This window comes from Robinsoniella peoriensis (genome assembly GCF_000797495.1).
GTDB classification, from domain to species: Bacteria; Bacillota; Clostridia; order Lachnospirales; family Lachnospiraceae; genus Robinsoniella; species Robinsoniella peoriensis.
In genome coordinates this window covers 1-20,345 of record NZ_JTGN01000017.1, presented here as the reverse complement: position 1 = coordinate 20,345, position 20,345 = coordinate 1, and the positions used below count along the sequence as shown (strand labels likewise).

Below are 20,345 nucleotides of genomic sequence, written 5' to 3'. Positions count from 1 at the left end.
GGCAAACCTACATAAACCATTATATTACTTTTTATGATTATTTCAATACTCGTTCGGGCATCCAATTGCGTAAACATAATATGGATGCTACATCAGGTCAAAGTGACGACCCTATAAGTGGTGAATCTGGTTAGAAACAGGCTATTAGCAATGTTAGCCGGATGTGTACAAGAGAATAGAGAAAATAGTAAAAGTATAGACGATCAAACGGAGATAAAGCTCCTGTGTCATATCAGCATACCACTGGAGCTTATTTGTACGTCTGATAAAATATCCATTTTATTCAGATATATCATCTTCATTTAATTTTTTATCAATAGCTTCTTGTTTTTTATTGTTTATAAAATAAAAAATCTCTAAAACAATAAATGCAAGAGCTGTAGTACTAAGAAACGTGATTCCTGAAACCAGTGCAAGATGAATAGGGGTAGGGTGTTGGATTTTATCGCTGTAGTTTATATAGTTAATAATAGTACTGATAACGGAAACAGATATTCCAGTTACTAAGCTATTAATAACAATGATTAATTGCCCTCTTTTTTTAGAATTAAATATGTCGTTGCCAATTATGATATTAGCAATAACTACATAAATAGACATACCGATAACTATTAAAAATTCAACAGCATATTGTGTAAACGGAGCTTTATACAAATATTGTTGAATTAAAACAGTAATCAATAGGACAAGCCAGACTATTTGAAACCCATGACTTTGAATTTTTCTCTTCCCATTTATAACTCTCTCATCTTTCAGTGTTTGATTTTTCATAGAATTTCCTCCCAAAATAAATCATTTAATGTTTTACCAAGTGCCTTGCATATTGCAATACATAAGTTAAGTGTAGGGTTGTAATCTCCTGCTTCAATAAGACCAATCGTTTGCCTGGTGACTCCAACAGCTTTTGCCAAATCATCCTGGTTCATATCACATTCAATTCTTGCAATTTTCATTCGCTTATTCTTCATGATCCCCTCCTTATATTATATAATATATACTATACAAAACATAATGTCAACTATATATTGCATTTTGTTGTAAATATCTCACATCTCACATATAAGCCCATCTATGACTCTGCTTAATCTACTCACATGTAAGACGAGATGCCACTTTGTAAAGTGAAAAGCCATCTTTGTAATTAACAATTGAATTTTTGTAAACGAAATGCCACTTTTGTACTCGAAAAGCATGTTTTTTAAAACAGATGCCGCTTTTGTAACCGGAAAATCCACCCCTAATGTGATTCATCATCCGTCTGATATCGTCCTGCGTTAGATTCCCAAAGCTTGTCCCTTTGGGAAGGATTCCTGTGTATCAGTTCATGATTTACTTCGATAGCACTTTTTTGGTATGGACTTCCGGCTTTTTGTATCGTTCCAGAAATTTCACTTTTCGAGGAAGATCAATGTTTCTGATGTCGAACAAACGAAATTTACTGATTGGTTTTTATTGTATTTTCTTTTATATCATTTTATGATAAAATAAATAATTATAGGAATCACTTAATTTCCTATCAGTTATACAGCACATTGAAATCGGAGGAATTTTCTTGAAAAGCAGAGAAAATGAAATAAAGCAGGATAAAACCAAAAATACAAAATGCAAACCAAAGAAGAAACACAGGAAGCTAATCATGCTGCTTGTCCTTGTTCTTACAGTTATGATCTATACCGGTGTTTCATTTTTACTATCAGCAAATAAGATTACCGTGGAACAATACAGCTATGAATCAGATAAAATAGACCAGCCGGTTACAATTATATCTTTAGCTGATTTACATAGCCATTCCTTTGGGAAAAATAATAAACGGCTGATCCGGGAAGTGGAAAAACAAAAACCTGATATTATATGCATTGTCGGAGATGCCATTAATTATTATGACGAAGAGGATACGTACATCACTTCATTAATCAGACAGCTGATGCGGATTGCTCCTGTATATTTTAGTCCGGGCAATCATGAAATAAGTATGTTCAATAATCACAGATACATTAACCTCAAACAGGATATCGAACAGGCAGGCGCTTTATACCTGGATCAGACCTATCTGGACATCACGGTAAAGAATCAGAAGATCCGCATTGGCGGTTTATATGATTATGCTTATAATTATGCGGGAGTTACTTCAGAACAATACAGACAAAAGAGCAGTTATCTGTTTTTGAAAGATTACGAAGAGACGGATATCTTTAAGCTTATGCTCACCCACCGTCCCGAGAGCTTTTTGGATCAGGAAGAGGATGCAAGATGGCAGATCGATCTGGTGTTATCCGGACATGAACATGGTGGACAGATACGGCTTCCATTTATCGGTGCATTGTACTCTTCTCACATGGGAGGTGTATGGCTTCCAAACTTCGTATCCGGCTATCAGGTAATGAATGGTATCCCCATGGTGATTTCCAGAGGGCTTGGTACCTACAAAGGGAAAAATGTTCCGCTGCGTTTCAATAATATTCCAGAGATTACGAAAATAGAGTTAAAATAAGCCTGCACCGCAGTGACTGTTCTTCCCAGAGCGAATTTTTAACACGTTCTGGTGAACAGCCATTCCGGTACAGGCTTTTGCGTATATTCTGAAACATCACTACTCCAATGTATCCCGTCTGTCAATTACGCTGATACTGTCTACCGTATTTTTATCTGAATCAAGTATAATTTCTGTAACAGCAGGAGAATCTTCTCCTTTCTGGACGATATAAACGGTGGATTCTGGTGTTTCTTCTTTCTTATATTTTACTTTCTTTAATAATTTCCGAAGTTCCTTTCCAGACATTCCTCTGGTAATTCCTGTTGGAATCATCATTTCAACATCTGCAGTTTTGGATCCTGCAGAAACTCTCGTAAGATAACAATTTTCAATAGATTCCGGCCGGGAACTATAATTCTTTACCGTGGTCTGCAAAAACTGACCCGTTTTCGTTAAAATGATCTGGGTATCAGACATACCAGCTACTTCCTGATTGTCATTCTTCACATTGGATACCAGTTGTTCCAAAGTCCATCCATGGTCCAAAAATTCTCTCACCGGTACCGGCAGTTCATACAATTTATAATCATATTCTACAATAGAACTGTAAATATCATCGCCCAGATCAATGGGCTGTTTGTAGCGGTAAGGCTCTTCTAATTTACGATATGCCCCCATTACTGTAATACTTTCCATCTGCAGTTCCCGGTAAATTGGACGGTAACAGTGCATATCGATACTGTCCAATATCTTAGTTCCATTGTCTATATTTAATAAAATATTCTGTCCAGAATCATATTCATAAGAAAGCTGGGTATCTGCTTCCAATTCATATGTATTATTGGGGGGGCCGTATAAATACTCAATCTCTGCCTGGTTGGTGACTCCAAGCGTTACCCCTTTTGGCAAAACCACCCTGGCAGAATCCTCAGTCAGCATAGAGGTATCAATAATAATGCCTGACACGCTGCAATCCACCAGTTTCTGTTTTTTTGACGTATCATTAAAAAACTGGGCATATATTGCTTTTCCATCTTTAAAAAATAACTTATCCTCTGATATCTCAAGCGGTTTTAGTTCCTGCCTCAGGGAATCCGTTGTTTCAAATCCCTGATCGGTTAAATCTGTATAACTCATAGGAAAGGTCAGTTTCTGTTTTCCTAATTTAATGGTAAAGCTATATTGATTTTCCATTGGATCTGCTGAGCGGTTATCTGCCTGTTCCATCACTTTAGCTTTTGCCGAAAATTCTACAGCCGTTTCGCCGCTGCCTGAAAAGTGGGGCTGTTCAATTACCGTAACCTTATTTCCGCAGCCATTAAGCATTAAAATTGAAAGGAATGCTGCGCCTATATATGTGATTTTTTTCTTCAAAATATATCCCCTTTGTAAATTAATACCTATATTTTATCACAGGGTATTTTGATTTACAATATATCCCAAAGATATTCTGTAACGTAAAATTGGGATTATCGGGGCCAGCGCTTTTCTCTGCAGGGCAAATCAGGAAGAGGCCGGTGCGGTTCTGACTGATACCAATATGCCACACTGGAGAGATCATCCTGCCTTTCAAATAAACCATTGTGAGAGACTCCGATTTGCTGGACTGTCACCCGCAGGTCATCTTCGAAAAAGACTGGATCAGGAATGTGCCACCGGTAAAATCCTCTCATCGGAGGGCAGTCATCATTATGATATGGATTGGAAAGCAAATCGTCATGCCGGGAGTAATAAGGGTATCCCAGATACGGCGTACAATAGGTAGTTTCTACTGTTTTCTGGTTCACTTGAGTAGCAAAACTCCAGGACCCTCCAAAGTAGTCTTCCATCCCTGTTCCGCAGATTGTGGGATATTCCCTGTCACCGTCTATGTAGAATTTCACCTCACCTTCTCCCCACCAATACCGCTGTAAAGTGGATAGTGCAAGATAGGTCCCGATATAATGTCCCTGTCCTTTGATTTCATCTGCTATGACATAGTCCATTCCCGTCTCCGTAACCGGCTGTCTTCTCCAGCTGGCATGAAAATAGCTGCATTCACTTGGCAGTGAATCATAGAGACAGTAGTCTATTTGATAGAAAAAAGCCGGTATCGGATTCACATGCTGGTTCTCCAGGGTAATGCGTGCTCCCTTATGAAACGGCATCTGAAAATATGAATTAAATCCCCTTAATGGCACCACCACAACCGGAAGTGAATTTACCATACATTCCTTCCCAAAGCCACAGCAGAAGAAATCCCCCAGGGGCACCTGCACAGAGGGATATTCTTCCCCGTCCCAGTACATGCGCAGTATCAGATCCCGAAGTACAAAGCAGTCTCCCGGTGATGTTTTATTATCCACCGTAATCCAGATATGACTGATGATGCCGCACCCCTTAATGTCTCCAAGAACAATCGTCTCGCCGGATGGAATATTTTTAAGACAGGGACTTCCTTTTCTGGAAGGCCCCAGGGGACTTGCCGACATACCGCCCTTTCCCTTTTCCCCTGTTGGATTTTCCGCATTCACAGCCCTAGATTTTCCACGCCGGAAAAAGGGAATTGCGCTTAATTCTCCCGGCATGCTTCCATATCTCTCCATATCTATATCACCCCTTATATTCTTTCTTTACTTTCTAGGTTTTTTTATGGGTTCCTGTAACCATCATTCTCCATACCTTGTTTGTCTTTTCCCATCAATCAGTTTTTCCTTCCTGATTTCCAGATATTTTTATCCCTTAGTAGCGCCCATAGTCATCCCTGATGTTACCCATTTATTTAACAAGAAATAAATCACCAGCGGCGGCAGAATTGATATTACGATAGCCGCAAAGGTAGAGCCCCAGTCTACATTTCCAAACGCACCTACATAATCTTTTAACCCCATAGCCACGGTTTTCGCCTTGGAATCGCTGATAAAAGTATTGGCGAAAATAAAATCATTCCAGATTAATATGCTATACATAGATGCAATGGTGATGACCGTATTTCTGGCTAAAGGAAAAACAATCTGTCCAAAGATGCGGTATGATGAACAGCCGTCTACAATGGATGCCTCAATCAGTTCGTTGGGAACAAAACTGTAGAAGCTGACAAACATCATAACGGACAGCGGAAGGGCAAATCCTACCTGCGGCAGAATCATGGAAAAACTGGTATTTAACACCCCCATTTTGCTGTAAAATATAAAGAGCGGAATCAGGGTAATCTGAACCGGAACCATAATACCAAAAGTAAAAAACGCATAAACTCCCCGGTTAAATCTTATATTAAATTTAGAAATAGCAAAACCGGCAGTCGCACTTAATGCCACAATTAAAATCAGGGATATTCCTGTAACTTTTAAACTGTTCCACATATAACCCCCGATTTTTCCGTCTGAAAGTACCTTTATAAAATTTTCAAAAGTAACTTTACTGGGCAGTGCAAATGGTGCGCTGGCAAGCTCCACAGAAGGCTTAATACTTGCGATAAATAGCCAGATCACCGGATAAATCTGAATAACCAGAAATCCCAGAATGAATATGATAAAAATAATTTTCCCGGCTTTTCTTTTCATCCCTTTGCCCTCCTTCGCTTTCTTCTTTCTTTTTCCAACGCTTTCATTTCCCGATCCTCTTTGCTGGTAAACAGTTTCCGGAGTGTAAATACCACTAATACACTTTCAATGATAATAAACACTGCAAGCGCACTTCCATAGCCGTATTGGTTGCTGGAAAATGCCTTCTTATACATATAAGTCGACATGAGCTCACTGGTATTTCCGGGTCCGCCGCTGGTCAGTAAGAACGGGATATCAAATCCTCTGAGTGCCCCCGTCAGGCACATTGTCAGGGTAAGCAGCAGAATATCTTTGATCAGCGGAATTTTGATCTTAAACAGAATCTGAAGTTCTGATGCCCCATCCATCTTGGCTGCTTCGTAGACAGAAGGGTCAAGAGATACCAGGGCTGCATAAAAGATCACCATGTACATACCCGTAAACCTCCAGCCCTCCGGTACCGAGACAGCAGCCAGTACCGTTTTGACATTCGCCAGCCAGGATGTCGCAAGTCCGCCAAGACCCACGGAATTCAGTATTTGGTTTAAAAGTCCCATGGGCTCCGTGGAGTAAATGCTTCGGAATAGCTGGGTTACCGCCACGGTGGTAACAATACACGGAACATAATACAGCGTCTTTACCAGCGTTACTCTTTTCGTCATATAGGTCAGCAATATGGCAAACAGCAAACCAATCGATAACTGTATTACCACTACAATCAGCAGGTAAACCAGATTGTTTACAAATGCTGTGTAAAATACCTTATCCTTAAACATGGCTATGTAATTATCAAACATTACAAAGGTTTTATTCCCAATCCCGTTCCACTTCATAAAGCTCAGCCTTATAGATTCCTCAATCGGGTAAAACACCGCAAATATGTAAAACAATAATGCAGGGAGCAGAAAAACGGCATAAGCCTTTTTATCGCGTATAATTCCCATATCTTCCTCCTTAAATTAAGTTGTCCAGGGAGCGCCGCCCCCTGGATCTCATGCCGGGTCAGAAATTAATTCCCTGCATTTGCCGCTACAGAATCGTCCACCAGTTTGCAGAAATCTTCTGCCGACATATCTCCCGATGCTAATAACAGCATGTTGTCCTGCATCGTGGTATTGGTATCCGCATCCAGATAAGTATCCCAGGGCTTTAGGAAATGTTCTCCGGTAGACTGCATATCTTTTTGTATTCTCAGATATAAGTCCGAATAACTGACTTCCGCCGGCAATTCTGTTTTAATGGGAGACATCTGCTGTCTTCCTGCATAAAGAGCACCATAATTATCAATTACATACAGAACAAAATCTTTTGTTTTTTCATCAAAAGTTTCCGTGTTAAAAGCCATTCCTATTCCGGAGTTTACACAGAATTCATTTGCTCCGGTCTTTGCCCCCTCTGTGGCGGGCAGATAAAAATAATCAATTTTTTCCGCATCATATGCTTCCTGCATTGCTCCAATTTCCCAGTCACCGATATAATACATTGCCGATTTCCCATCTAAGAACATAGACTGGGCGGTGGCATAATCCGTTGCCGCAAAGCCGTCGTTAAAATACTGACCGATATCCTGCAGGAATTTTACGCCTTTCATTCCCACTTCACTGCTCATAGACTCTTTCCCGTCACGCAGGCCGATAATAAAATCATTTCCGCTTTCCCGAAAAGGCATCATCGCCAGATAACGCTGCACAGGCCAACGGTCTACGCCATCCACGGAAATGGGTGTGACTCCATTATCTTTTAAGGTCTTGCATACATCCAGCCACTCGTCCATAGTCTCTGGTACCTGCAGGTTGTATTTCTGGAAAATCTCCTTGTTATACCAGGTCATTTCCACATGATATTCCAGGGGAAGCGTATACATCGTACCATCTGTAAATTCCTGATATTTCAGCGCCGTGGGATAAAAAGAATCGTATTTTCCATTGTCCTCCAGGAATTTCTTCACATCTACCAGCATTCCGGCTTCCACCAGTTCCTTACAGTAGGGATCCGCATCAATATCTATAATGTCCGGCATATTTCCGCCAGCAATCAAAGTCTTTAATTTTTGCAGATAAGACGGGCGGTCTGCTGTTGTCTCGATTTCAATCTGCCAGTTTCCCCCCTTTTCCTTACTGTACTGCTCTGCAATTTCCCTCATTGTCTGGTCAATAGCACCGTCTACCGGCCTGGAAGTTAACCACTTTACACTGGTTACCCCCTCCCCGCTATCCTGTGCTGCTTTATCTGCAGTCTCACTTCCTGCCTCACTTCCTGCCTTCTTTTCCGTTTTCACTTCCGTACCTTTATTACTCCCGGCTCCACATCCAACTGTGAGTACCGCTGCAGCTGCCATCGCCATCAAAACAACTAATGTTTTCTTTTTCATAAGAATACCCCTTTCATTCCTTTTACAATTTATTAGTTTTCACACAGTAATTTATTAGTTTCACACTGCCCTGAATCACATAGATTCCGGCTTTTCCGCCCTTATAACGATACATCCTGGTAGACATCGCTACCTCATCATTTATATATACCACACAGATATCATCCTCCCGGATCAGAAATAATTTAAACCGTTTTCCCTGTGGAAGCTTCCTTGCCGTTTCGATCTGATACGGAACATCTCCTTTAATCTGCCATTGGTAAAATCCCTTTTCGGATCTGGGCCACATATCCCATGCCACCTGATTGCGGCTCCTGTTCATACGCAGGAAATACCCCGTTTCCAGTCCTTTATCCGTATGTAAGGCTATACCGAATTCATGGGCATTCGCAGCCTCAAATTCCAACTCCACAGAAAAACAATCTTCCGGTATATCATACAAAATTGCCCCTAAGGTTTCACTGGAAATATCTCCCTCCGGTGACAGACTGCAATTATAGCAGTCCGGGCTTACCGGCTCTGCTGCTGTTTGATAGAAATCTTTCAGAGCCTTCGTAGGCACAGTACGGAGCAAACCGGATTCCGGATCCTGGATCAGCTCGTGAAATGCCATGGTACCGCCCCATTCCCAGGGCCCAAAATCATCCGCTCCAAACTTACTTGCAATCCAGCCGAATGCATAACGTTTCTTCCCGTCAGAAGCTGTCTTAATAGCATAATTTGCTCTGGTGTCAAATACATCATCCTCCGGAATCAGCCAGGGTCCTGACAAACTTTTTGAATAACGGTAATGGGTGGTAAACTGATCGGAAAACGTGGAAAAAACCAGGTACCAGTACTCACCCATCCGGAAAACTTCCGGACATTCCATTGTAATATACATTTTCGGGCTGTAGAAAGGTTCTGCATAAGACCAGTTCACCAGATCTGAAGATTTTGAAAGACCGATGCAACCGCCTCTTAAATCTCCGGAGTCTTTCAGCCTGGCAGCTAATAGCATGTAATAACAGCTTTCCTCTTCATTCCAGAAAACAAATGGGTCACGCCAGTCAAATTCTTCATATATCTCACCATCCGCCGCAAAGAGGAAATCCTTTTTTGTTACCAGATGTTCCGGATCCTCTCCCAATGCCTGCATTACCGTCTGCACGCTTTTTCCATTTATTTTGATATCCGCATTATATGCCGTATAAAATGCATGGTATATCCCCTCCCGGTCTTTCATTACCGATCCGGTGTATGCATTTTTGTTCGGTTCCTCATCTCCTCCTCTTGCGATAGCTTCTCCTTTGTATTCCAGATTTACAAAATCCCGGGTTGTCACCAGATGCCAGGTAGTTTCTTCTGCATACTCTTTCTCTTTCAAACGAGGATCATGAAGATAATAACCATAATAAATTCCATTCTCATAATAAGGGATTAAATCACCTACCCAAGCATTTTCCGGTTGGTAAAACAGCTTTTTCATATCGCCTCTCCTTTCGTGCATAATCTATTTATGCACTGGTGCATTTTGTTTTGTTTGTAACTAAATATTATCATAATGCCTCATTATTTTCAACCTTTTTGCCCCATTTTTTGTATATTCTCTACAATTTACTAGTATTTTTTTATGCATTTTGTGTATAATTTATATATTTATTGTTTATTACCGTGCATTTCGTGCATATTAGATTGATTTTTAATTTTTTTGTGCTATAATGGGTATTAAACAGGAGGAGTATCTATGAAATGCACGATTAAAGATATCGCAAAAGAACTGAATTTATCCAGAAATACTGTGGCGAAAGCCCTAAAAGGAAGCAGCGAAGTTTCTCCCAAAACCCAGGAACTGGTTCATGCAAAAGCAAAAGAAATGCACTATACTAACCACTCAGAGTTTTCTCCATCCGCGGCAAAACCTGCTAATAAAGGTTCCATTCTCTTTTTAACCCGTACTTATGCAAATGATTCCGAATTTTGGAGCAGCGTACTGAAAGGAATTGAAGCCATTCTCTCTGCGGCAAACTACCATCTTGTTCTGGGAATTATGTCTGACACCGATTTAAAAACCCTTCAATTTCCGGGTTCCATCTACGATCCCAATATAAAAGGCATAATCATTGTTGAGATTTGTTATGAATCGGTATGTAAAGCGCTTTTGCAGTTCCACCTTCCCATTGTAACTGTGGATATGCCAAAGAACTACCACGACCTGATTGGAAAATTTGATATTATTACAATGGAAAACAAGATAAACATTTTTAATATTACAAGACAGCTCCTGAAAAAAGGAGCAAAGAGATTTGGATTTATTGGTGATATTTACACATCAAATGTAGGGCGGGGATTCCAGGAGAGATATGATGCCCTGAACGAATGTCTGAAAGAACATAATTTAAAATTGGACCAGAACTGTTCTCTGCTCCACGAAACAACAGATGACTTTCGCAATTTTGGGTTAGTAATTGAAAAAATCCAACAGATGTCCGGTCTTCCTGACGTCTTCATCTGTGGAAACGACTGGCTGGCAATCCAGCTTATTTATGCCCTGCAGTTTTTGGGTTATAAGGTTCCCCGGGATGTCAGTGTTACGGGTTTTGATAATATTCCCGCCTCCGAACGGATTGTCCCGGCGCTTACCACCATCAGCACCCCCAAAGAATATCTCGGCATAGCTGCCGCCAGGCAGATTATTGAGCGAATCGATCATCCGGATGCACCCTGCATTTTTGCCCAGTATGCCACTGAACTGATTGTCAGGGGATCTACTGTTTGATTTTGTTATTTGATTTGTTATTTTATTTTCATTGTTGCTTTCTTCGTCCTGAAACGTATATAAATACAGGGGGAATAAGATCCAAAAAATTGAAGATAAACAGATCCAGCTAAAAAACGGCTGTAAAATATTTATCAGCCGTAATCTGGTACAAAATGTAATTCAATTGTTTCATGAATGGCAGCCTGTAATACAATAAAGCAAAGTGTGGAAATCAGCATTATTATAACAAAACCCCCCTGCAATCTGAATTGCGGTATACAGACGGCAATTCTCCCACCTCATTCTTAAATACCTTTGTAAAGGTACGGTAATCCTGAAAACCTACCTGCAGCGCAATTTTCGCAATGCTTTCATCGGTTGTCAGCAATAATTTCTTAGCCCGCTCCATTCTCAGTCTGGTCAGATAAGCGTGGTAATTCACACCTGTTTCATTTTTGAAAATCCGGCTGATGTAAGCAGAATTTAAATAAAATTCTTCCGATAATATTTGAAGGCTGATGTCTTCCGACAGATGATCCTGTAAATATTCCGTCATTCGGTATATGAACCGGTTGTCAGAATCCGGCGTTAGCTTTTGCTTCTCCTTTTCCATTTTTTCATGCAGAAGCTTTACTTTTAAGTCTTCAATTACCTTTCCGAAACCGGCGAAATTAACCGGCTTTAAAATATAATCCGCCACCTGCAGCCGCAGCGCTTCCCTGCAGTAGGAGAATTCATCATAGCCGGATACCACAATGTATGCGGTATCCGGTCTGTGCTCCTGTATAATGCGGATTGCTTCCAAACCTGAGATAATTGGAATATTGATATCCATCACGACGATATCCGGTTTATATGTTTTCGCATAGTTGACCGCCATCATGCCATCGGTTGCTTCACAGACAATCTCACAGCCATACAAACCCCAATCGAATAATTTACGAAATCCTTCCAAAATGATTACTTCGTCATCTACAAGCATTACTTTCAGCTTCCGCATATCTTCTCCCTTATTTCATCTTATAATTTCATCTTACAATTTAATCTTTTCATTTCATCTTTTCACTTCATCTTTATTAAATTATATTTTAATCGAATTATCAATTGGTAATGATTTATTTTTCTCTCATCAGGGTAACTTTTACAACCCCATAGGAGTGGCGTCCCTCCAGTGCGGTGTCAACGATCAGTTCCAGTCTGCTGCCTTCAAACTGGTCCGGATTAAACGTAAATTCTACACCGGCATTTGATCCATGTAGATTATTAAGGGGCAGTAATGCGCTTTTTGCCCCCAGAATCTCCACTCCGGAAGGGGTATATAAGGTAATCCTTGCCCACTGCTGCTGGCACATCGCCTTTACATTTGTTACCATAACTTTGATGCTTCTATTTTCCCCATGCTTAAAATGAACAGATCCCTGATAGTCCACCATAACATGAAAAGCCGGAAAGGACTGGCGAACCACATATGGCGAGAGAGCACAGAGGCTTTGTATGGGCAGAAGTTCATTTTTCCCGCCTCCAATACCATTGATAAGAGGAAGGTATTCATCTGTTTTCCTGCAATACAAGTCCTCTCCCTCTTTGCAATTTATATCCATGCCGCCCTCTGCAAATATATCACAAATCTCCTGCCCCAGGAAAGAAGGCATAACCCTCATAACACGGTTTGACAGTTCCGTTGCAGTCTGTGGAACCCACAGCATATGACTGGTTTTGTCAATGCACAAGGTTGCTATTTTATCATCCAGAGGATCCATCCACTTTTCAGGAAGATTGGAAACACCTTTTATAATACCCAGAATTGCCCCAAGCGTAGCACAGGTACAATCCGTATCTTCTCCAAATGCAACCGCCTTACACAGACAGTCACCAAAATCTTCATTTCCATAGAGCCAGCCCGCGATAGTAAATGCCACATTTTCAGGTGCATCAAATCCAGGAGCTCCAACTTCCATCCCTTCATTATCCGGAGTGTTTATTTCACTTAATTTCATTCCCTGTATTCCAAAAGTTCCCGGTGCGGTATTATGAATTTCTTTTCTTGCTTCCCTCAGGCTCATGCCATTGTCGTAACAGGCTATTGCTTTTTTTATTGCTTTTGCGGTAATGCTTTCCTCTGGAATATAGGACAGCCCGATATCAATTAGTTTCCTGGTGCTGCATTCCACAAATGCCGCACTCTGAAGTGCCGCAAAAAAGATTTCTCCATACATGCCTTCACCCGCATGGTCAACAATAGCATCTTCATAAGCATAACGCGCCGCTATTTCCGGATGTCCTGGCGCCAGACATGCCCAGATCTCAGAGCGTATATAGCATCCACAGCTGTCTTTATAGGTATTGTCTACCTGACCGGAAAGGGGCGGCTGCAGTCCTGCACGCAGATTTGCCTTCCCCATGCCATACTCTACCCAGTTGGGAATAATGAATGACAGCCAATATTCCCCCAGTATAGATGCGTCAACGCTGCGGCCGTAACGTTCCACTGCAGCAAGCCATACAATCTGCAGATCCAGATCGTCATTGGGAGGCGGTCCCATGGATAAATCCTGTGTATAAAAATCAATTTCATTTATCTGACGCAAACCCTCAAAAGGTGCGCCTAACACTCCTCCGATATTTTTACCTGCCCAACATCCCATTACTTTGTCCTTATACTGTTCAAAATTTAATTTCATTCTGTATCTCCTTTACTATTTTTAATATAAAAAGTTACCGTAACCCCACCTTGTGGGTTTTCCGTATAAATCAGTCCCCGCTCCCGGGGATAATACATCATTAGCCTATTCTGCACATTTTTGATACCAATATGCCGGTCTTCCCTTTCATCAGTAACAACGCAATCCCCTTCGCTTAAAAGCTGCTCTACCATTTCCCATGCTTCTTTTTCCATACCAACTCCATTATCGGATACCGTTATCTTGACGTAATCCCTGCGGGTCTCGTCCGCTTGTACCGAAAGGCTGATCATCCCCGTATACCCTTTATTGCGCAAACCGTGCATCACACTGTTTTCTACAATGGGCTGCAAAATAAAATTAGGAATTTCAGCCTGTTCCAGCATCTGATCAATTTCATAGGCACACCGGAGGTTGGGATACCGGCAGCTCATCAGCCCCAGATAAGCCTGTACTAATTTCACTTCATGGGCAATGCTGACGATCTGGCTGTCTACTTTCACACTCAGCCGAAAAAAATCTACCAGCATCAGGATCATATTGGCTACTTCCATATCCCCGTTCAGTTCCGATTTCAGCCGGATTGTATCCAGGGTATTATACAAAAAATGCGGATTGATCTGATTCTTCAAATAAAGCAGCGACATTTTCTGCTGTAAAAGCTGCGCCTCCTTTAGCCTTACTTTTCCTTTATACTCCGATTGGATTAACTCATTGATTCTATCCATCATCTGATTAAATGCTGCAATCATCTGCCCAACCTCATCCTCCACCTCTACTTCAAACCTGAGATTTAGCTTGTCCGGATCAAAGTTTTCCAGGGAATGGGAAAGCGTTAACAGCGGCTGCAAAGTCTTTTTTGTAAAAAAGTAATTAAAGAAAACCGTTACTGCTACCAAAGCAAAAAATAATATACTTAATATCTTTATAAACAACATTGCATTTCCGGTAATAATTTCCATGGGCTTTCGTATAATCAGGGTCATACTGCTATATTCTGAAGTCTGGTACGAAACCAGATACTGCCCCTTTTTGCAGATGCCATTCCTGGCAACCACTCCTGTTTCCTTTACACGATACCGGTCAGAATGAATTTCATCGATATTTTTTCCAATATAGTTCTGACTACTGTCACATACAATATCCCCTTCTTCCGTAATCAGGGTAAATTCCGAATCACCATCCAGATATTCCTCCAGTACCTCCTGCATCACCTCCACCTGGGCGGTTAAAACAATGTGCCCGATCCGCTTGTTTGGCGAAAACCCCTTCACTTCCCTTACCAGATACAGGCAAGTATTCTTTAGTGGGTTTTTTAACAGCGGCGTATAGAACCGCATGAATTCCGGCTGTATTCCCAAACGCATGACACAGCCGTTGATCTGTTCTTCCTGTCCCTCCCACATTTCCATTTTTCTGATAAAATTTTGTATATCATAGTCCAGTTTCCGGGCAGGATTTAAAGTGTCATTTGCCATAATTAAAGAATCTGAATTGAAAATATATATGCCGTCAATGTCCTCCCGAATAGTAATCAGGGAGGTATACAGCGCATTCAGGTATTTTTCGGATGCCAGCTGTTCCCCATAGGTATCAATGCCATAATTTTTCAATATGTCCTGCGTCTTTTCATCAGAATAGCACATCATGGATACACGCGCCATATCCTTTAATTTATTGTCCGCAGAACTCAATGAGTTGGCAAGATACACACCCATTTTCTGTTCTTCACCGGCTATCGACTGCCTGTAGTTGACTACGCCCAAAACGATACCCATGATTACAAATCCAATCAGGCTGATCAATGTATTTACCGCCGTAACACGTGTGCTTAAACGCCTGCCCGCTCTCCTCTGCACTTTTGGTTGCCCTTGATTTCCCTGCCCTTTTCCGGATGCAGTCACCCTTTCACTGCCCCGGCAGTCATCCCCGCAATAAGGAATTTAGAGCCAAAAATATAGAATATTGCGATTGGCAGCAGGCAGATCACAAGAGATGCATACATGACTTCTATGGGGAAATTCTGGGAACCTGCTGTTTGTACAAAGCGCAGAGGAACTACGGATATAGGCTGAACGGAAGTATCATTTATAAAAATCATTGCCATCTGTAATTCATTCCAGGCTCCAAGAAAAGTCTGTATCAGCACAAATGCCATGCCCGGTACCGCGATGGGCATCATCACCTTGACAAAAGTTTTAAATACTCCCGCACCATCAATTCGTGCAGCTTCCATTAGTTCATTTGGCAATCCGTCAAAATAATTCTTTAAAACCATCAGATTAAAACAACTGTTCAGTGTTGCATATGGAAATATCAGGGAAAATGCCGTGTTATTAATATGTAAACCCTTCACAATCTGGAATAATGGAAATATCAACGCTGAAGTAGGAATCATCATCCCTGTTAATAAAAGGTAATACAAAACCTTTTTTCCCGGGAACTCCAATTTTGAAAAGGAAAATGCACCCATTGCAGATACCACCGATACAATCAGCAATGTTCCGAACACTACAATAAAACTGGTCAGAAAATTAGGAAGCAGATTGACTTCTTCAAATACTTTTGTATAATTCCCGATCCCATTTCCTTCAAAAGACCTGATTAACATAAGAATTAAAGGAAATAGGAACAAAAATGTGAATATCACGCATACGATCTGTCCTAATAAACTGTATATCTTCGAATTTCTCATCAACCTGCCAACTCCTTATCTTTATCATTGTGGTAGTACATTTTTAATTGAATCAATGTAATTACCAGGGCTATCACAAACATAATCACAACAACCGCTGACCCCTCTCCCTGCTTGAAAAGTGCAAATGATTTTTTATAAATGTATGTTGAGAAAAATTCTGTGGCATAATTAGGGCCGCCTTTTGTCAGCACAAACGGCAAATCAAAACATTTGAGTGATCCCAGCATCCCCATGATAAATAACGTATAATGCGTACTTCTTAGCAGCGGGAAAGTAATCTTCGTAAACTGCTGTACCTTGTTCGCCCCGTCAATTGTTGCCGCTTCATACAGATCACCGGATATATTCAGCATATTGGCATAGTACATCAGCATACTGTATCCCGTCCACTGCCAGATATTAACGAACACAATACACGCCAGCGCCCACTTTGGATCTGCCAGCCATTGCTGACAAAGGCTCTCCAAACCTGCACTTCTTAAAAACAGATTCAAAAACCCCCTGTTTGTTTCAAAGATTTTCGAAAAGATATTCCCCACAATCGCCGGGGTTGCCACTACCGGTAAGTAAAAAATAATCCGGTAGAAACCGCTGAAATGAATCTTTCTGGAAAAAAACGATGCAAAAACAAGGCCCAGGAATGCCTGAAAAATAATCGTGCACAGAGCAAAAATCACAAAATTTTTCCCAATCTTCAGAATAACAGGGTCCGTAAGTATCGTGGCATAATTCTTGAATCCAATAAATGTCTTCTGGATATCAATTCCATTCCAATCGTAAAAACTAATTATGAAATTATAAATTATGGGATACACGATGAATATACCAAAAAGTGCTGTCAGCGGCAGAATAAATACATATCCGATTAATTTTTTGCCTTTCACATGGTGAAACCGCTTTTCTTTCACATTTTCCCCTCCCGTACTATCTTTGCTGGGCTTTTGAAGCAGTTTCTATGGTCTCTGCCGCCTCTTTCGGAGTTACTTCGTTCAATGCCAGCGATATCAATGTATCCGTTATACTCTGCTTCAATTCTGCATAAGACATTTCCCGGTAACCGGCAACATTGGTCTCTGCCTGCTTTTGAATATAATCCATATTTTTCAACCCATCCTCGCTCATTCTCCCCACATCTAACTTCAGGTCTGACCTGGACGGACAATACTGGAAATATTGATTGACCAGAATATCCTGCCCGTCATGCAGCATATAATCAATAAACTTCCACGCCGCTTCCGGATTTTTGGTATTTTTATTCATACACAGGCACACGTCCACACCGGCAGTTACCGGACTTACCTTGCCATCATTATTCCAGTCAATCAGAAAGATATCATGATCTGCTCCATCCCCGTTAAAGACTTTGTTTATCTGGGGATCTGCCGTATTCAGATAAGCAGCTCCCGTCCATGAGCCGTTTAGTATCATCGGAATGCTTCCTTCTTTTTCGAAAAGGTCTGTCGTATCACTGTACATATTTACACCCAGTGAACCATCCTGAAAAATGCCCCCGGTAAACAGCGACTGCCAGATCCCGAAGGATTCCACCAATTCATCATCTGTAAATGGTACCTCTCCCTCTATCGCTGCATACAGCTTCTCAGAGTTGATGTCATTAGCTATACTCATCCAGGTGTCAATATTAATCCAGGCGTCTTTTGCACCGATTGCCAGTGGATACTGCCCCTTTTCCCGCAGGACTTCTGCATTGTTTTTCAGGTCATCCAATGATTTTGGTACATCCAGGTTGTAGTCTTTTAGCATGTTCACATCTGCCCAGGCATAGCCTGCATAGGTGAGCCCCAGCGGGAGCCCGTAATAATTGCCGTCCTGTTTGTCCTTCAGCAAGTCTTTGCAATAGTCCAGAAACCCGGATTCCCAATCCTTTCCCCAGGCTATCTCAGCAAATTCTGTCAGGTTCATTTCAAAATCCTGAAATTCTTTAATCGTTGTTCCGGTCTGCATTCCAAATACATCCGGTCCCTGACCGCTCGCCATATCAATCTTCATCTTTTCCACGTGATCCGAATATGGCATATAAACATAGTTTACTTTAATGTCGGGATTCTTCGATTCAAAATCTGCAATCAGCGTTTCAATTGCCTCTCCTTCCCCTGGATTCCAGGTCTGAAACGTAATTTCCGTTACACCTTCCTTCTGGACTTCCTTGTCCGACGCAGCCGTCTGTCCGCCGCTTTCCTTAGAAGAACATCCCGAAAGCCAGGCGCCCACCACACAAACTGCCAATCCACTGTAAATCCATTTCTTTTTCATTTACGATAACCTCCTTTTCTTTGTGATTACAAGGTACATTATATCTGTTTGCAGTCTGGCATTATACCCGTTTTTTTGTTCATAATGTGTCAATATTATACATATGACACAAAAACAGATATTAAAAAAGACGGATTTGAAATTTATTGATAATTTCAAATCCGCCAATACTGTTTAAATTTAAGTTTACTTTCCACCAACATGGGTGTTCACTGTTTTTCCTTTATTTTCACAAGTTCCTCCACAAACCGCTCTCCCTCATTGACCCGGGGGCTGTGTCCGGTATGTTCAATCCATACAATTTCTTTAGACGGAGTCTTTAAATACTAGTGCCTCCCGGCGTAAATACGTCGATATATAGTGCCTGATATCTGTGTCAGGTGTGCGTCTGTGAATCGACGGCGTAGCGGGCTACGACTAGATTCACAGACGTGCAGCTGGCGCGGATAGCGGGTGCTGGCATTTTTCTATGCCAGTTCCCCTGCTAATGCCGGTAAAGCATCACCTGTAAGACGGTAAATTGTCCACTCATCCATAGGTATTGCGCCCATGCGTTTATAGAACGCAATTGATGAAGTATTCCAATCCAGACAGCACCAGTCCATACGGCCGCAGCCACGGTCTGTGGCGATTTTCGCAATGCATGCCAGCATCAGCTTGCCATATCCATTGCCTCTTGCTTCCGGCAGAACAAATACATCCTCCAGATACATACAGGCTTTCCCCTGGAAAGTAGAGAAACTGTGAAAATATACCGCAAAAGCTACTGCCTGCCCGTTTTGTTCACCAAAGACAACCTCTGCCTGATTTTTTACAAATATGGAATCATAGAGAATCTCCTCTGTAGCAACCACCTCGTCCTCCATTTTTTCATATACAGCCAAAGCCTTAATGAAATTTAGAATTAAAGGTGCATCTTCTTTCTCTGCAAACCGTATTTTGAATGATGGATCTTTTGTTTCTAAATAATTTGCCATGTGTTTCCTCCATTTTGATGATTTTAACTTTTTCAGATGTGCTTGTATCTTAATGCTTTCGCATACTATACTACCGTCTTTTACATAAAATGTCAAAACCTTGTTTTTAGTATTACAGCGAGCAGTTATATTTGGGTGTAGCTGAGGAAAGACGCTTTGTATATGATAGGTAGTGTACGGAAAGAGAAGGAGCGAGCCAGGACATTGATTTGGAAGGCTTACCGCAGAACTGGTATTTTCTAACCTTCCCAGAGCCCTTTTTGGCGGCACGCGGGCATTCACTCCGAAATCCTGATGCATTTCGCAGCTCACTGCCCGCTTACAATCCGATGTGAGACAGTCGAATCGTATCCGCCAAAAAGCACTCTGGGAAGGTAAGTAAATACTCAGCTCTGCTATACGCCTTCCAAATCAATGTCCTGGCTCGCCCCTTCTCTTTCCGAGATAGCATTCGTTGATACAAAGCTGGTTTTCTCAGCGTTGTGGGACCCTGGGGTTGTGGCATGCTGGACGCTATTGGCGTAAAGCAGCTTCATCTTATCACTGTAGTGAGATTCTTCATTCTAATACAGTATATTTATGGTTATAGTACTTACATCCAGTTACT

Annotated in this window: 17 protein-coding genes; 2 read left to right on the top strand and 15 right to left on the bottom strand. The window is 41.4% G+C overall.

Going from position 1 to position 20,345, the window contains the following annotated elements:
• Nucleotides 1-279 precede the first annotated feature (279 nt).
• A complete protein-coding gene (locus QR40_RS25225; RefSeq protein WP_044297341.1) occupies nucleotides 280-771 on the bottom strand; it encodes a DUF6773 family protein in 492 nt (163 codons plus the stop codon).
• Nucleotides 768-968: a helix-turn-helix transcriptional regulator gene (locus QR40_RS25220; protein ID WP_027291928.1), complete on the bottom strand. Its 201-nt coding sequence runs from the start codon at nucleotides 966-968 to the stop codon at nucleotides 768-770. The genes QR40_RS25225 and QR40_RS25220 overlap by 4 nt, the downstream gene beginning before the upstream one ends.
• Nucleotides 969-1,552: 584 nt before the next feature.
• On the opposite strand from QR40_RS25220, the gene QR40_RS25215 reads away from it, so the two are divergent.
• Nucleotides 1,553-2,491, top strand: coding sequence for a metallophosphoesterase (locus QR40_RS25215; RefSeq protein ID WP_052431052.1), 939 nt, complete (start codon nucleotides 1,553-1,555; stop codon nucleotides 2,489-2,491).
• 99 nt (nucleotides 2,492-2,590) lie between these two features.
• On the opposite strand, the gene QR40_RS25210 is transcribed toward QR40_RS25215, so the two are convergent.
• The 6 genes from QR40_RS25210 to QR40_RS25185 all read right to left on the bottom strand — a co-directional run bounded on the left by QR40_RS25210 (nucleotide 2,591) and on the right by QR40_RS25185 (nucleotide 9,836).
• The gene (locus tag QR40_RS25210) at nucleotides 2,591-3,847 is read right to left on the bottom strand and encodes a hypothetical protein (RefSeq protein ID WP_044297340.1); all 1,257 of its coding nucleotides are present in this window, start codon (nucleotides 3,845-3,847) and stop codon (nucleotides 2,591-2,593) included.
• 95 nt (nucleotides 3,848-3,942) lie between these two features.
• Nucleotides 3,943-5,058 carry a glycoside hydrolase family 172 protein gene (locus QR40_RS25205; RefSeq protein WP_044297339.1) on the bottom strand — a complete coding sequence of 372 codons (1,116 nt, stop codon included), beginning with the start codon at nucleotides 5,056-5,058 and terminating at the stop codon, nucleotides 3,943-3,945.
• Nucleotides 5,059-5,187: 129 nt separating this feature from the next.
• The gene (locus tag QR40_RS25200) at nucleotides 5,188-6,015 is read right to left on the bottom strand and encodes a carbohydrate ABC transporter permease (RefSeq protein ID WP_044297338.1); all 828 of its coding nucleotides are present in this window, start codon (nucleotides 6,013-6,015) and stop codon (nucleotides 5,188-5,190) included.
• On the bottom strand, nucleotides 6,012-6,941 hold the full coding sequence (locus QR40_RS25195; protein WP_027291933.1) for a carbohydrate ABC transporter permease: 930 nt from the start codon (nucleotides 6,939-6,941) through the stop codon (nucleotides 6,012-6,014). Before QR40_RS25195 ends, QR40_RS25200 begins: the two co-directional genes overlap by 4 nt.
• A gap of 65 nt (nucleotides 6,942-7,006) precedes the next feature.
• Nucleotides 7,007-8,368: an ABC transporter substrate-binding protein gene (locus QR40_RS25190; protein WP_044297337.1), complete on the bottom strand. Its 1,362-nt coding sequence runs from the start codon at nucleotides 8,366-8,368 to the stop codon at nucleotides 7,007-7,009.
• A 22-nt stretch (nucleotides 8,369-8,390) separates the two neighbouring features.
• Nucleotides 8,391-9,836, bottom strand: coding sequence for a glycoside hydrolase family protein (locus QR40_RS25185; protein WP_044297334.1), 1,446 nt, complete (start codon nucleotides 9,834-9,836; stop codon nucleotides 8,391-8,393).
• Between the two features lie 258 nt (nucleotides 9,837-10,094).
• Between QR40_RS25185 and QR40_RS25180 the strand changes: the two genes are divergently transcribed.
• Nucleotides 10,095-11,126: a LacI family DNA-binding transcriptional regulator gene (locus QR40_RS25180; RefSeq protein ID WP_027291936.1), complete on the top strand. Its 1,032-nt coding sequence runs from the start codon at nucleotides 10,095-10,097 to the stop codon at nucleotides 11,124-11,126.
• A gap of 223 nt (nucleotides 11,127-11,349) precedes the next feature.
• On the opposite strand, the gene QR40_RS25175 is transcribed toward QR40_RS25180, so the two are convergent.
• From QR40_RS25175 to QR40_RS25145, 7 genes are all read right to left on the bottom strand, one after another.
• Complete coding sequence (locus QR40_RS25175; RefSeq protein ID WP_044297333.1) at nucleotides 11,350-12,108, bottom strand: response regulator transcription factor; 759 nt, start codon at nucleotides 12,106-12,108, stop codon at nucleotides 11,350-11,352.
• 115 nt (nucleotides 12,109-12,223) lie between these two features.
• On the bottom strand, nucleotides 12,224-13,789 hold the full coding sequence (locus QR40_RS25170; RefSeq protein WP_044297332.1) for an ADP-ribosylglycohydrolase family protein: 1,566 nt from the start codon (nucleotides 13,787-13,789) through the stop codon (nucleotides 12,224-12,226).
• On the bottom strand, nucleotides 13,786-15,648 hold the full coding sequence (locus tag QR40_RS25165; RefSeq protein WP_152614284.1) for a sensor histidine kinase: 1,863 nt from the start codon (nucleotides 15,646-15,648) through the stop codon (nucleotides 13,786-13,788). Before QR40_RS25165 ends, QR40_RS25170 begins: the two co-directional genes overlap by 4 nt.
• 41 nt (nucleotides 15,649-15,689) lie before the next feature.
• Nucleotides 15,690-16,484 carry a carbohydrate ABC transporter permease gene (locus QR40_RS25160; RefSeq protein WP_044297329.1) on the bottom strand — a complete coding sequence of 265 codons (795 nt, stop codon included), beginning with the start codon at nucleotides 16,482-16,484 and terminating at the stop codon, nucleotides 15,690-15,692.
• A complete protein-coding gene (locus QR40_RS25155; RefSeq protein WP_242849005.1) occupies nucleotides 16,484-17,395 on the bottom strand; it encodes a carbohydrate ABC transporter permease in 912 nt (303 codons plus the stop codon). Before QR40_RS25155 ends, QR40_RS25160 begins: the two co-directional genes overlap by 1 nt.
• A 16-nt stretch (nucleotides 17,396-17,411) precedes the next feature.
• A complete protein-coding gene (locus QR40_RS25150) occupies nucleotides 17,412-18,761 on the bottom strand; it encodes an ABC transporter substrate-binding protein (RefSeq protein ID WP_044297327.1) in 1,350 nt (449 codons plus the stop codon).
• Between the two features lie 467 nt (nucleotides 18,762-19,228).
• Nucleotides 19,229-19,738: a GNAT family N-acetyltransferase gene (locus QR40_RS25145; protein ID WP_027291944.1), complete on the bottom strand. Its 510-nt coding sequence runs from the start codon at nucleotides 19,736-19,738 to the stop codon at nucleotides 19,229-19,231.
• Between the last annotated feature and the right edge of the window lie 607 nt (nucleotides 19,739-20,345).